General features: G+C 63.4%; 11 protein-coding genes and 1 pseudogene. 6 read left to right on the top strand and 6 right to left on the bottom strand.

Going from position 1 to position 14,021, the window contains the following annotated elements:
- Positions 1-128: 128 nt before the first annotated feature.
- Positions 129-2,417 carry an arylsulfatase gene (locus C7G61_RS08600; RefSeq protein WP_108513678.1) on the top strand — a complete coding sequence of 763 codons (2,289 nt, stop codon included), beginning with the start codon at positions 129-131 and terminating at the stop codon, positions 2,415-2,417.
- Positions 2,418-2,519: 102 nt separating this feature from the next.
- On the opposite strand, the gene C7G61_RS08595 is transcribed toward C7G61_RS08600, so the two are convergent.
- The 3 genes from C7G61_RS08595 to C7G61_RS08585 all read right to left on the bottom strand — a co-directional run bounded on the left by C7G61_RS08595 (position 2,520) and on the right by C7G61_RS08585 (position 7,462).
- Positions 2,520-3,077 (bottom strand): invasion associated locus B family protein, encoded by a 558-nt coding sequence (locus tag C7G61_RS08595; protein ID WP_108513677.1) that lies wholly within the window; start codon positions 3,075-3,077, stop codon positions 2,520-2,522.
- Between the two features lie 69 nt (positions 3,078-3,146).
- The gene (locus C7G61_RS08590; RefSeq protein ID WP_108513676.1) at positions 3,147-6,293 is read right to left on the bottom strand and encodes a multidrug efflux RND transporter permease subunit; all 3,147 of its coding nucleotides are present in this window, start codon (positions 6,291-6,293) and stop codon (positions 3,147-3,149) included.
- Positions 6,290-7,462, bottom strand: coding sequence for an efflux RND transporter periplasmic adaptor subunit (locus C7G61_RS08585; protein ID WP_108513675.1), 1,173 nt, complete (start codon positions 7,460-7,462; stop codon positions 6,290-6,292). The genes C7G61_RS08590 and C7G61_RS08585 overlap by 4 nt, the downstream gene beginning before the upstream one ends.
- Before the next feature lie 372 nt (positions 7,463-7,834).
- Here C7G61_RS08585 and C7G61_RS08580 point away from each other — a divergent pair.
- The 4 genes and pseudogenes from C7G61_RS08580 to C7G61_RS08565 all read left to right on the top strand — a co-directional run bounded on the left by C7G61_RS08580 (position 7,835) and on the right by C7G61_RS08565 (position 10,693).
- Positions 7,835-8,481, top strand: a pseudogene (locus C7G61_RS08580) (Fe2+-dependent dioxygenase).
- Positions 8,478-9,431 carry a tonB-system energizer ExbB gene (gene exbB, locus C7G61_RS08575; RefSeq protein WP_190241732.1) on the top strand — a complete coding sequence of 318 codons (954 nt, stop codon included), beginning with the start codon at positions 8,478-8,480 and terminating at the stop codon, positions 9,429-9,431. The pseudogene C7G61_RS08580 and the gene exbB overlap by 4 nt, the downstream one beginning before the upstream one ends.
- A 3-nt stretch (positions 9,432-9,434) precedes the next feature.
- Entirely contained in the window at positions 9,435-9,905 is a 471-nt protein-coding gene (gene exbD / locus C7G61_RS08570) for a TonB system transport protein ExbD (protein ID WP_108513674.1), read from the top strand.
- Complete coding sequence (locus tag C7G61_RS08565) at positions 9,902-10,693, top strand: TonB family protein (protein WP_108513673.1); 792 nt, start codon at positions 9,902-9,904, stop codon at positions 10,691-10,693. The genes exbD and C7G61_RS08565 overlap by 4 nt, the downstream gene beginning before the upstream one ends.
- A 237-nt stretch (positions 10,694-10,930) precedes the next feature.
- Here C7G61_RS08565 and C7G61_RS08555 read toward each other — a convergent pair whose 3' ends face one another.
- The 3 genes from C7G61_RS08555 to C7G61_RS08545 all read right to left on the bottom strand — a co-directional run bounded on the left by C7G61_RS08555 (position 10,931) and on the right by C7G61_RS08545 (position 13,006).
- Positions 10,931-11,341 (bottom strand): hypothetical protein, encoded by a 411-nt coding sequence (locus tag C7G61_RS08555; protein WP_190241759.1) that lies wholly within the window; start codon positions 11,339-11,341, stop codon positions 10,931-10,933.
- A gap of 62 nt (positions 11,342-11,403) precedes the next feature.
- Positions 11,404-12,084 carry a site-2 protease family protein gene (locus C7G61_RS08550; protein WP_108513671.1) on the bottom strand — a complete coding sequence of 227 codons (681 nt, stop codon included), beginning with the start codon at positions 12,082-12,084 and terminating at the stop codon, positions 11,404-11,406.
- A 10-nt stretch (positions 12,085-12,094) separates the two neighbouring features.
- Positions 12,095-13,006 (bottom strand): LysR family transcriptional regulator, encoded by a 912-nt coding sequence (locus tag C7G61_RS08545; RefSeq protein WP_108513670.1) that lies wholly within the window; start codon positions 13,004-13,006, stop codon positions 12,095-12,097.
- 91 nt (positions 13,007-13,097) lie between these two features.
- Here C7G61_RS08545 and C7G61_RS08540 point away from each other — a divergent pair, with 91 nt between their 5' ends.
- Positions 13,098-13,991, top strand: a complete 894-nt coding sequence (locus C7G61_RS08540) for a DMT family transporter (protein ID WP_108513669.1) — start codon at positions 13,098-13,100, stop codon at positions 13,989-13,991.
- The last annotated feature ends 30 nt before the right edge of the window (positions 13,992-14,021 follow it).

Below are 14,021 nucleotides of genomic sequence, written 5' to 3'. Positions count from 1 at the left end.
CCGTTCCAAGTAACCATAATGATAATTCGGATTATGATTTTTGGCAATGCGCGCGGGGCAGCGTGTTGCCACGAGCCTCGGCGAACCGGCGGATCAACCGCGATCACATCCAAAAAGCGGAGGAAAGCATGGCGGCAGGCAACGCAAAGCCGTTCGGCGGCACGATCGGGAAGACGGTGGCTGAATCGAAGCCGTGGTGGCCGCAAACGCCAAAACCGCCGCAGGGCGCGCCGAACATTCTCGTCGTGCTGTTCGACGATGTCGGATTTTCCGATTTCGGCTGCTACGGCTCGGCGATCAGGACGCCGACCATCGACAGGCTCGCGGCCGAAGGCCTGCGCTATTCGGGCTTTCACACCACCGCGATGTGTTCGACGACGCGCGCGGCGCTGCTCACCGGGCGCAACCATCATTCGGTCGGTGTCGGCTGCCTCGCCAATTTCGACAGCGGCTACCCCGGATATCGCGGCAAGATCGCGCGCGAGGCGGGCACGCTGGCGGAAATGCTGCGGCCGCACGGCTATCGCAATTACATGGTCGGCAAATGGCACGTCACCCCATTGACCGAAAGCGGCGCCACCGGGCCGTTCGACGGCTGGCCGTTGGGGCGCGGTTTTGATCGCTTCTATGGTTTTCTCGATGCCGAAACTGATCAATTCGCACCGGAGCTTGTCTCGGACAACACCCACATCGATGCACCGGGGACGTATGCGGACGGCTATCACCTCACGTCCGACCTGATCGACCAGTCGATCCGCTTCATAGCCGATCACACCGCCGACCAGCCCGATGTCCCATGGCTGACCTGGGTGGCGCTCGGCGCCTGCCACGCGCCGCACCAGGCGCCGATGGACATCATCAAGAGCTATGACGCGATGTTCGCCCATGGCTGGGACGTCGAGCGCGAGCAGCGGATGGCGCGGCAGAAGGCGATGGGGATCGTGCCGCCGGAAACCCGGTTGCCCGCACGCAATGACGGCGTGAAGGCATGGGATGAGCACACCGTCGACGAACAGCGCGTCTTCACGCGGCTGCAGGCGGCTTTCGCCGGCATGCTCGACCATGCCGATCAGCATCTGGCGCGGCTGATCGCGTTTCTCAACACGGCCGGCATTCGCGACAACACGCTGATCCTGGTTTTGTCCGATAATGGCGCAAGCCAGGAGGGCGGGCCGCTGGGCTTCGTCAACGCGATGGGGCCGTATAATTTCCGTCCCGAACCGATCGCGGAAAAGCTGCGCCGGATCGACGACATCGGCGGGCCGGACTCGCACAGCAACTTTCCCCACGGCTGGGCGATGGCGTCGAACACGCCGCTGCGCCGCTACAAGCAGAACACCCATGGCGGCGGCATCCGCGATCCCTTCGTCATGGCCTGGCCGAAGAAGATCGCCGCCAAAGGCGAGGTGCGCCATCAATTCGTTCACGCCTGCGACCTGACGCCGACCTTGCTCGACCTGATCGGCATCGCGCCGCCGGCCGAAATCGGCGGCGTCGCGCAGATGCCGATCGAAGGCGAGAGCTTTGCGCGCTCGATTGCCGATCCAGCCGCGCCGTCAAAATGTCAGCCGCAATACTTCGAAATGTTCGGGCATCGCGGGATCTGGCAGGACGGCTGGAAGGCCGTTTCCTTCCATCCCTCGGGCACGCCGTTCGAGAACGACAAATGGGAGCTGTTTCACCTGGCGCGGGATTTTTCGGAAGCCAGCGATCTGGCGGCGCAAGAGCCCGAGCGGCTTGAAGCGATGATCAAGCTGTGGTGGCTCGAGGCCGAGAAGCACAATGTGCTGCCGCTCGACGACCGGTTCGGCCCGCGCTTTGCGGAAAACGCCGCGCGCTTTCACGGCGCACGCAACAAATTCACCTTTCACGCCGGCATGGGTCACGTGCCGACCGACGTCGCGCCTGACGTGCGCAGCCGCAGCTACACCATCGAAGCCCATGTCAAGATTGGCGAGGAGGGCGCCGAGGGCGTGCTGATCGCCCATGGCGATGCGACGTCAGGCTACAGCCTCTACATCAAGGACGGCGTGCTGGTGCACGATCTCAATATCGGCGGCGGCCATGAGATCGTGACTTCGAACCGCAAGGTGCCGTCAGGCGCACACCGGCTCGGCGTGCATGTCGAGCGTCTGTTGCGCAAGGAGCCGCCGGCCAGGGGCTCCCGCACCGGCGTGACGGCCTATACGCTCCTCATCGACGGCGAGGCGGCAGGCTCGATCCAGACCCAGTCTGCCTTCAACAATTTCATCTCGTGGTCCGGCCTCGACATCGGCCGCGATCGTTCCAGCCCGGTCTCGCACTACGCGGCGCCGTTCGAATTCACCGGGCAGTTGTTGCGGGTGACGGTCGACATGCACGACGACCAGAAGCTGGACGGCGAGGGGGTGGGGGCTGCGGAGATGGCGCGGCAGTAGCCAGCGTCATTGCGAGGAGCGGAGCGACGACGCAATCCATGCATCCGCACACTCTGAGAGATGGATTGCTTCGCTGCGCTCGCAATGACGTGGAGAGAGCGCCTACTTGATCTTCTCATACGCCGCGCCGAAATCGTCCAGCGGCATGGGAATCGTGATCGTCTCCTTGGCCATGTTCTGGAACGAGACCTTCAACTGCTTGCCGGATTTCAACGTGGCCAGCACGTCAGGCGAGATCTGCAGGTTGGCATAACAGCCGCGCGCCTCGCAGGTCTGGATCTGCAGGTCGGACGCCTTGCCGTCGTCGACCTGGAGCTTGGCGCCGGCCGGCAGGTTGAGCCCGAGCGGCAACTGCACCAGCGCGATCGGCGCGCGGGTTTCGGCTGATACGCGGATATTGATCAGCACGATCAGTTGGCCGGTCTTGGTCAGGACCGCGCTCTGCTCGATCGCGCATTCGAGCGGCGCGCCGCGGCTTGCGCTGCTGCACCGCGCAATCCAGCCGGGAGGCGCTGGTGTATTCGCTCCCTCGGTCGCAGCGGCGGTGGGGCCCGGCGTCGCCTGCGCCACAGGCGCGGCGTTGTTTTTGGCTTTGGGCGCCTGGGCGTGGCTGTGGCCGCACAAACCCGATATCGCCGCGGCAGCGACCGCAAACTTCATTGAAATTTTCACCGAACCGGCTCCGAAATGAACTACCTTCGGTAGTGCCGGTTGCCGCGCAAAGTCAAGTCATTCGGCCGCTTGCTTGACCGAGCCGTCAGCGTCCAGATGCGCATCATGGTCAGGATTGGACGAACGCCCCCATCGTGCAAACGCGTTCGAAAGCCGGTCGAGATAGAGATAGACCACCGGCGTCGTGAACAGCGTCAGCGCCTGGCTGACGATCAGGCCACCGACCATCGCATAGCCCAACGGCTGGCGGATTTCCGATCCCGTCCCGGTACCGAGCATCAGCGGCACGCCGCCGAGCAGCGCCGCCATCGTCGTCATCATGATCGGGCGGAAGCGCAATAGCGCCGCCTTGCGGATCGCGGCCTCGGGCTCGAGCTGCTCGTCGCGCTCGGCGGTGATCGCGAAGTCGACCATCATGATGCCGTTCTTCTTCACGATGCCGATCAGCAGCACGATGCCGATCAGGGCGATCAGGCTGAAGTCGAACCCGAACAGCATCAGGATCGCGAGCGCGCCGACGCCGGCGGACGGCAGCGTGGACAAAATGGTGATCGGGTGGATGTAGCTTTCGTAGAGGATGCCGAGGATCAAATACACCACGACGAGGGCAGCGAGGATCAACAGCGGCACGGTGCCGAGTGACTGCTGAAACGCCTGCGCGGTGCCCTGGAAGCTCGAATTGAGCGTCGTCGGCGCGCCGAGTTCGACCATCGCCTTCTGCACTGCGTCGGTCGCCTGGCCCAGCGCCACGCCCTGCGCGAGATTGAAGCTGATCGTGATCGCGGGAAACTGGCCCTGATGGCTGATCGACAACGGCCGCACCGGCACGCTGGTCCAGGTGGCAAAGGCCGACAGCGGTACCTGGTCGCCGGTGGCCGGCGATTTCACGTAAATCTTGTTGAGCGTGTCGAGACTGCCCTGCAATTCCGGCAGCACTTCGAGCACCACTTTGTAGGTGTTGAGTTGGGTGAAGAACTGCGTCACCTGGCGCTGGCCGAACGCATCATACAGCGTGTCGTCGATCAGTTGCGGCTGGATGCCGTAGCGCGAGGCGGTATCGCGGTTGATCTTGAGCTCCAGCGTGGTGCCGTTGGTCTGCTGGTCGGTGGCGACGTCGCGAAGCTCGGGCAGCGTCTGCATCTTCGTCAGGATCTTCGGCGCCCATTCGTTCAGTTCGGCGAGGTCGGCGTCCTGCAGCGTGAACTCGAACTGGGTTCGCGTCGGCCGCCCGCCGAGCCGCACGTCCTGCGCCGCCTGCATGTAGAGACGGGCGCCCTCGACCTTCTCGAGCTGGGGTCGCAGGCGGGCGATGATCGCTTGCGCAGACGCCTTGCGCTCGTCGCGCGGCTTCAACGTGATGAACAGATTGCCATTGTTGCCGGCGCGGCCGCTGCCGCCGATCACCATCGCGACCGAGGCCACATCGGGGTCGGCCTGCACGATCTTGCCGAGCTCCTCCTGGCGCCGCTTCATGTCGGCGAAGGAGATGTCCTGGCCGGCCTCCGAAGTAGCCGTGATCAGGCCGTTGTCCTGCTGCGGAAAGAAGCCTTTGGGAATGATGACGAACAGATGGACCGACAGACCGAGCGTTGCGAAGAAGACCATCAGCGTCGTGAACTTCCAGCGCAGCGCGAGGTCGAGACCGCGCTCGTAAGCGCGCAGCATCGCGTCGAAGGCGCGCTCGCTCCATTGATAGAATCGGCCGTGCGTGACCTCGCGATGTGCGCGCAGGAAGCGCGAGGCCATCATCGGCGTCAGCGTCAGCGACACGATCATCGATACGAAGATGGTCATCGCCAGCGTCACCGCGAACTCGCGGAACAGCCGGCCGATGATGCCGCCCATCAGCAACAGCGGGATCAGCACCGCGACCAGCGAGACGCTGATCGACACGATGGTGAAGCCGATTTCACGGGCACCCTTGAAGGCGGCGGCGAGCGGCTTCTCGCCTTCCTCGATGTAGCGCGTGATGTTCTCCAGCATCACGATGGCGTCGTCGACAACGAAGCCGACGGCGATGGTAAGCGCCATCAGCGACAGATTGTCGAGCGAATAGTCGAATACCCACATCAGCGCGCAGGCGCCGAGCAGCGCCAGCGGCACCGTCACGGCCGGAATCACCGTCGCCCAGAAACTGCGCAGGAAGATGAAGATCACCATGACGACCAGCGCGATGGTGAGCAGCAGGGTGAACTGCACGTCTTCCACCGCCGCGCGGATGGTCTGGGTGCGGTCGCTGATGACTTCGATCTTGATCGCCGATGGGATCGCAGCGACCAGCCGCGGCAACTCCGCCTTGATCTTGTCGACGGTCTCGATGACGTTGGCGCCGGGCTGCTTGTACACGATCAGGAACACGCCGCGCTTGCCATTGGCCCAGGCCGCCTGCTTGGCGTCTTCCGGCCCGGTAACGGCCTGGCCGATATCGCGGATTCGTAAGGGGCCGCCGTTGCGAAAGGCGATAACGACGTCGTTCCAGTCCTTTGAGTCCGGCAACTGGTCGTTGGCGTAAATGGTGTAGGCGCGGCGGTCGCCATCGATATTGCCTTTGGGACTGTTCACGGTCGTGATCGCGATCTGGTTGCGCACGTCCTCCAGCGACAGGCCCTTGGCGACGAGCTTGGCGGGGTCGATCTGAATGCGGATCGCCGGCTTCTGCTGCCCGCCGATGATGACCTGGGCGACGCCGGAGATCTGGCTGATCTGCTGCGCGAGCTGGGCATCGACGGCGTCGCTGACTGATGTCAGCGGCAGCGTGTCCGACGTCGCTGACAGCAGGAGGACGGGCGAGTCGGCTGGGTTGACCTTGCGATAGGTCGGCGGCGAGGGCAGGTTCTTCGGCAATTGGCCGCTGGCCGCATTGATCGCGGCCTGCACGTCGTTGGCGGCGGCGTCGATCGAACGGTTGAGATCGAATTGGATATTGATCGCCGCGGTTCCGAGATAGCTGGTCGACGTCATCTGCGCGACGCCCGGAATTTGCGCGAACTGACGTTCCAGCGGCTGCGCCACTGACGAGGCCATGGTTTCCGGACTGCCGCCGGGCAGAGAGGCCGAGACCTGGATGGTCGGAAAGTCGACTTGTGGCAGGGGCGCAACCGGCAGCAAGGGATAGGCGACGAGGCCGACAAACATGATGCCCGCCATCATCAGCGAGGTGCCGATCGGGTAGCGAATGAAGGGGGCGGAGATTCCCCCGCTCATTGGCCGGTCACCTTGGCCTGGGCCTGATCCGAGCTGGCGACGGCCGTCGTCACCAGCGTGCCCGGCTGAACCTTGAACTGGCCCGCTGTGATCACCTGCTCGCCGGGCGACAGCCCTTCGTCGACCACGGAGCGGCCGTCGGTCGAGCGCGTCGCCCTGATCTTGCGAAGTTCAGCCTTGTTCTCCTTGTTGACCGTGTAGGCGTAAAGACCATTGGGGCCATGCTGAACGGCATCGTCGGGAACAACGGTAGCGTCTTTCAGCGTCGCTACCAGCAGCCGGGTTGAAACCGACTGGCCCGGCCACAGCGCGTGATCCTTGTTGTCGAACACGGCCTTGAGCCTGACGGTGCCGCTCGATGTGTCGACCTGGTTGTTGATCAGCGAAAGCGCGCCCGTGGAAAGCACGCGCTTGCCGTCGGTGGAGAGCGCGATCGTCTTGGGAGAGCCGGCGGCGAGCGCGGCCTTGATGTCCGGCAACTGGTCCTCCGGCGCGGTGAAGATCACCGCGATCGGCTCGATCTGGGCGATGCTGACGATGCCGGTCTGCGTCGCGGCATTGACGATGTTGCCGACGTCGACCTGGCGCAGGCCGGCAATGCCCGAGAACGGCGCCTTGACGGTCGCGTAGTCGAGCTGCGTCTGCGCATTGGCGATTGCTGCATCGTCGCCGGCCACTTGCGCCGTCAGTTGCGCGACCAAAGCCCGCTGGGTGTCCGTTTGCTGGCGGGTCGCGAACTCACCGAGCCGGGTGGAGCGCTGCAGGTCGAGGTTGGCATTGGCGAGATTGGCTTGGTCCTGCGCCTTCTTGGCCTTGGCCTGATCGAGGGCTGCCTGGAACGGCCGCGGATCGATCTCGACCAGCGTGTCGCCTTCACGAACGAACTGGCCTTCCTGGAACGCGATCCTGTTAATCTGGCCGTCGACCCGAGTACGGACCAGCACCGTGTTGAAGCCTTGCACGGTGCCGAGGCCGGTCAGATAGACTGGAAAATCAGCTTTTTCGACCGGGGCAATCCGCACGGGGACGGCGACACGGGCAGGCACGCGCTTCTGAGCTTCAGCCTGCGCCTGATGATCCCCGCCATGGAATCGCTGCCAGCCCAAAAACCCCAGCGCAGCGATCGCTACGATCAGCAAAGCCCAACGGATGGTGCGTGACCTCGACATATCAGCCCATGGATTGAAGGAAGTTCCCCCGCATGCCGATTTAAAGTCCGCCCGCTTGCCCTGTACAAACACTAAGGCTTGAGAATCCTAAACAATTGGAAAGGTTTGAAACAGCCGTCGAGCAGCGTTCCGCGCCAGCGCCAAATAACGCGCGATCGTCGGCGTGTCTTGCGAGCAGGGTGAATGCGCGATTGGTTGCAGCGGCGTTCTTAGAACCATTTCAAACTACAGATTAGAATCTCTGTGATCTGAGCGTATTCAACCGGAGTCCTGCTCCAATCGCGTTGACCCCAAATTTCTTGCTCGGTACCTACCGCGGGACTACTCGCCACATGTCGATCTGCGCGAATTGAAATCGATCAAAGGCACGTAATGAATTTTGCAATGGCGCCGGACGCTTCCGCCTGGGAGGACAGCCGCTCTACTGCGGGGGCGCAAATCGGATGGTGAAGCGCAACGAGCAGCTTCCGCCGGACAGCGAGGTTGCGCGAACGCTCGGCAATCGCCTGCTTTCGGCGCTGACCGCCAGTCCGAGATCCATCTCGTCGGCGATCCCGCTGCAGATCTTCCCGCCGCTATTTAATCGCTGCGTGGCCTCCGGCGGGCACCATTTCGGCCTCCATGTCGACAACGCTGTGAGGGGAGATCGTCTCACCGGCCGGCGGATCCGCACCGACCTGTCGGTGACGCTGTTTCTGTCGGAGCCGGACGAGTATGACGGGGGCGAACTGGTGATCGAGGACCTCTATGGTTCCCACGAAATCAAGCTCGCGGCCGGGGACCCGGTGCTTTATCCTGCGTCTAGTTTGCATTTGGTCACGCCGGTCACCCGAGCTATGCGCGTGGCGTCTTTTTTCTGGCTGCAGAGCATGGTACGGGATGCCCACGCCCGCAGCCTGATCTTCGATCTCGATACCTCGATCCAGGCACCGGTGGAGCGGCTTGGGCGAGACGACCCTGAAACGGTCAAATTGACCGGTATCTATCACAACCTGATCCGCTACTGGGCCGAAGTATGAAGAACATGTCTCTTTCTCGCGCGATGACAATTGCAGTGATCTCTGCGCTGGCGATGCTATCGCTGGCGGGGCCGTCGTCGGCCCAGCAGGGCACGACCCCTGCGGCGCCGTCAGCACCTGTGGCCCAGCAGGCGCCCGCGGTATCGCCGCCTCCGGCCGCGCTGCCCCAGGCGGCTGCACCGGCCGCACCTTCGGACGCGGCCGCCACGCCGGCGGAGCGCGAGGGCAAATTGCTGAAGGCGGCAGTTGCAGAACTCAAGGAATTGTCGCCGTGGACGATGTTCAAGTCGGCCGACGTGGTGGTCAAGGCGGTCATGATCGGCCTCGCCTTTGCGTCGCTGGTGACCTGGACCATCTTCATCGCCAAGATGATCGAGCTGTCGGTCGTTCAGCGCAAGGTGCGCTCGGCGCTGGCCAAGATCGCCGACGCGCGGTCGCTATCAGAAGCGCAATTCGCGCTGGGCTCCAAGGGTAGCGTGCTGGCGTCGTTCCTCGCGGCCGCGATGCGCGAGGCGCGGCTATCGGCTGGCATCTCCAGTGATGCCGGCATCAAGGAACGTGCCGCGTCGAGCTTTGGCGAAATCGTGCGCGCCGAGGCACGGCGGATCCGGCTCGGCATGGGCCTTCTGGCAACCATCGGCGCAACGTCGCCCTTCGTCGGACTGTTCGGCACCGTCTGGGGCATCATGAACAGCTTCATCGGCATTTCGAAATCGCAGACCACGAATCTTGCCGTGGTGGCGCCCGGCATCGCCGAGGCGCTGCTCGCCACCGCGATCGGCCTGGTCGCTGCGATCCCCGCCGTCATCATCTACAATCACTTTTCGCGCGTGACCAAGGGCTACATGGAACTGGTCAGCCGTGCGTCAGGCGCAGCGGGGCGGCTGTTGTCGCGCGATCTCGATCGCACCCATGTCAGCGGCTCGCATTCGCGCACGGCGGCGGAGTAGGCGATGGGCGCCTCGATTGCAGAACACGACCACGATGACGACAGCGATTTCGCGGAATCGCATGAGATCAATGTCACGCCGTTCATCGACGTCATTCTCGTTCTCCTGATCATCTTCATGGTCGCGGCGCCGCTGTCGACCGTCGACCTGCCGATCGATCTGCCGACGTCAACCGCGACGCCGCAGAAGAAGCCGGACAAGCCGACTTATGTGAGCATTAAGCCGGATCTCTCGGTTGCGATCGGTGAGAACATGGTCAAGCGCGTCGATCTGGTGCGCTCGCTCGATGCGATGCCGGACGCCAGCAAGGAGCGCCACGTCTTCCTGCGCGCCGATCGCGCGGTGCCCTATGGCGAGTTGATGGACGTTCTCGAAATCCTGCGCGCCGGCGGCTATTCCAAGCTCAAGCTGGTCGCGCTTGAAGGCGTTCCAGATGGAGCGGCGTCGCAAGCGGCGGCGCCGGCAAAGCCTTGACCGGCCTCGACGAGCAAAAGCCCTCCCGGCGGCTCTGGATTTTCGCCGCGGTGATCGCGCTCGCGCTTCATATCGGCGGCGCGGCGCTGGCGATCGCGCATTTGCAGACCGAAGAAGCCGATGACGCCCTGGGCGCGACGGCGATCGAGATCGGGCTGGAAATGGCCGCCGTACGCCGCGAAGTGACTGACTTGCCGCCAGGGCCGGATACCGATGCTTCCGCGGCATCGCCCCAGCTCGCCGAGCAGAAGGCGGAAGTGAAAGAGACCGATCTGCCGCAGGACAAGCCGACCGAGCCCGAAGAGGCCGACCGGGTGGTGACGGAGACCGAATCCAAGAAACCGAAAGAGGACGACCCGAAGATCGCGGCGGTGCAGACCCAAGCCTCCACCGAGTCGATCGCTTCCGAAGCCACCGCAACTCCGAGTTCAGAGGAAATGCCGGAAGGACAGCGTTCTGTCGCGCCGGTGATCGGCACCGGCGAGAGCGCACGGCGTGCACGCGCGACCTGGCAGAAGGAGCTGGTCGCGCATCTCGACAAGCACAAGCGGTACCCGAAGGAACGGCAGCAAAAATCCGCCGAGATCCAGATTCGCTTCACGCTCGACCGCATGGGCCACGTGCTTTCGACCGATATCGAAAAGGGCTCGGGCGATACGGCCTTCGACGAGGCCGCGCTGGCGATGGTGCGGCGCTCCGATCCGGTGCCGATGCCTCCGCCTGTCATCGCCGACGAAGGCCTGACTTTCACCCTGCCGGTGATCTTCCGCGTCAAGACCAAGAGCTGACACTACGCTTCCGACTCAATCAGAGACGAAGTTCTAGATCGGATAATGCTGTGGTCCGGTCTGGGTTTCCGCGATCCGGCCTATTTCAATCGCTTCTTCCGCAAGTACCGCGGCGCGTCACCGGGGAGTTATCGCCGGCAGATCCGATTGGAGGCATGCGCGTAGCGGCCCTTCCTACGCTGAGTGGCCATGAAGCGATGGTATTGCAATTCGGCCGGCGCGCGAAGACGCCCCGCGTCAGCGCCAGTAATAGCGGATACCGACATAGACCACGGCGAGGCACGCAAAGATCAGCGCCACTGGAAGCCTTGGTTTTGTCGCCGGGCCGGATGCCGCAGCCTTGGGCCGTGGGGGCGGCCGTCGGAACGCGGTGACGTTGCCGGCTTCGGTGACCGGCTCGCTCGCGCGCGAGGGAATTTCAGGTGGCGTTCCGGAGCCGCCCATCTCGGCATAATAGCTCTTGTATATGAGCTGGATGGTGGCCTCGGATGCGTCCGCCTCGGTCATCCTCGCCAGTAGCTGCCTGTAGCCTTCCAGAAAGCTCTGCGCCTCAGCGGGCAGGGCGGAGAATCCGTTGAGCTTGGCCATCATTAGCCAGGTTGCAAAATCTGCCCTCGCACGGGTATCGGCGCGTCGTGCAATCAACATATCGGCAGCTTTTGTCGCCATGGCCCGGGTCGGCTCTTCCCTATGCTATTTCTATCTGAAGCTTAAGCGTTGCCGGTGATGAAGAGAAGCGCGCTGATCACATAACCGGTCAATGTTCGCAGTATCGCCGAAATAACATCAAGATTTAGGCCGAGCTGTGCGCCGATGACGGGCAGCAGGATCAAAAGGCCGATCAGGATCAGCATCCCGTAGGGTTCCAGCCGCGACAGCGGGTAAGCCAGCACCCGCGGCAGCAGTCCGACGGCGACCCGGCCGCCGTCCAGCGGCGGGATCGGCATCATGTTGAAGATCGCCAGCACGATATTGATCAGGAAAGCATTTTTGAGGTTGTCCGCCGTCCATTTGGCGGCGTCTGCCGGCACCAAAGGCAGGGCATGGAAGGCGAACGCCACGATCGTCGCCAGGATGATGTTAGTGGCTGGGCCGGCCAGCGCCACCCAGACCATGTCGAGTCGGGGATGGTTAAGGTTCCGGAAATTCACCGGGACCGGCTTGGCGTAGCCGAACAGGAACGGAGAGTGCGCCAGCAGCAGCACGCCCGGCAGAATCACCGTCCCGAAGGGATCGATATGCTTGAAAGGATTGAAGCTGACCCGGCCGAGCTGCCAGGCGGTATTGTCGCCGAGCTTGTGCGCCACAAAGGCGTGCGCGGCCTCGTGAAACGTAATGGCGATGAGGAGCGGGAGCACCCAGACCGAGATGGCGTACAATGAAATATTCACGTGGTCTCGCTCAGTTGAAGGCGATCGGGATGGCGTCGCGGGTTGCGCGCCTCACCGAGATTTCATCAAGATGGTTTGAGATGGTTGAGCGCAGGTGATCCGCGAGTAGCGCGCCCGCTCGTGACAGATTCGCGGTGCGATGCAGGCAAATGTCCGCAGCCGGTAGTCGCGGCATGCCGTCGCGCTCCGACAGGGGGCGCAGCTTCGGCGGAAATGTACCTGCCTTCACGACGGTCACCGCAAGTCCCTGCGCCGCAACCGACTCAACGGCTGCCAGGCTTTGGCTGACGAAAGCCAACCGCCACGGTCGCTTGACCGCATCGAGCGCCTCGATCGCCCATTTTCGGAACAGGCAACCTTGCGGATAAAGCGCAAGCGGCAGCGGGTTCTGCTGCTCGACGGGGTGAAATGCGCCGGTTGCCCATGCAGCCTGTTCGCGCCGCAGGAATTCACCCTCGCCACTTCCCTCCGGGTGCATCGCAATCACGAGGTCATAGGCATTGCCGAGGCGCGAGGGCATGGAAGAGGTGAGTCCTGTCTCCATCTCAACATGGACCAGCGGATAACAGGCGACGAAGCTCGCCAGCAAGGGCGGGACGATCAAGGTGCCGTAGTCGTCCATCACACCCAGGCGCACGACGCCTTCAATCTTGCGCTCCCGCAGCTTGCCGACGGCCTCGTCGTTCAACGTCAGGATGCGCCGCGCGTATCCGAGCAGCCCTTCGCCTGCGGAACTCAAGTCGACATTGGCCTTGGTGCGGTTGAACAGCTCCACGCCAAGGCGCTCCTCCAGGCGCTTGATCTGCATGCTTACGGCTGACTGGGTCCGGTTAAGCTGGCTCGCGGCGCGGGTGAAGGAACGGCTGTCGGCCACCGCCACAAAAGCCTTCAACAGATCCGGATCGAGGAGGGGCGCGCTCATAAGTAAACGTTATTTCTCCTATAAGGAAAATTCCATTTCTTGATTACTAGTCCTTCCCTACCTTGTCTGCAAGTGCCGGAAGGGAAAATGCATGAACGAGGCGTGGGGCGTGCTGGCGGCGGTCCTGTCGAGCGGTCTGGGCGGGACTTCGGTTGCGGCAACCCGCTATCTGGTGAATGCGATTGATCCGCTGGCGATCGGTTCGTTCCGGTTCGGAATCGGGTTTCTGCTGTTGTTGCCGGCGGCGCTTCTGCAGGGCGGCCGGTGGCCGCCGCGCCGCGACTGGTCGGGCGTCGCCGGATTGGGTGTACTGTACTTCGCCCTGTTCCCGATCCTGTTCAATGCGTCTCTGATTTTCACGACGGCGGCACGTGGCGCGCTCGCCTTGTCGACGCTTCCGCTTCTGACGATGGTCGTGGGGGCGCTGCTCGGCAGCGAGGCCCTTACGGCGCGCAAATCGATCGGTGTCGTGATCGCAACGCTTGGAGTTGCCCTGGCTCTTCTGTCGGGTCTTGCTTCCGCGCCGCCGGGAGCCTGGCGCGGCGATCTCCTGATGATCGCGGCAGCCCTCTGCATGGCGCTCTACAGCATCTGGTCCAAACCATTCATCGCCCGCTCCGGGCCTATTCCCTTCACGACGGCGTCCATGGGGGTTGGGGCTTTATGCCTTGTCCTGATCTCGTACTCGCGCGGCAGCTTTGCGCCCATTGCGGCTTTCGAGGTCCCGCAATGGCTGGCGGCCCTCTATCTCGGTGCCTTCGGCAGCGCGCTGACGTTTTATTTGTGGGCATTCGCGCTGGAGCGCACAACGCCGACCCGCGTCGCGATCTCGGTCACCGTCAATCCGATCACCGCCTCGCTCGTGGGCGCGGCATTGCTGGACGAACCGCTCCGCTGGAATCTCGTCGGCGGCATGGTGACGGTCTTCGCCGGCATCTGGATCGCGACCACCGCAGGCCGGCGTCCTGCGCCGGCAACGCCATAGTCACGAGCGCCAATTGACTAGCGCCGTAGC

This window comes from Bradyrhizobium algeriense (assembly GCF_003062295.1).
Taxonomy (GTDB): Bacteria; Pseudomonadota; Alphaproteobacteria; order Rhizobiales; family Xanthobacteraceae; genus Bradyrhizobium; species Bradyrhizobium algeriense.
Note: the sequence above shows the minus strand (reverse complement) of the source record. Positions and strands in the feature narration are given on the sequence as shown.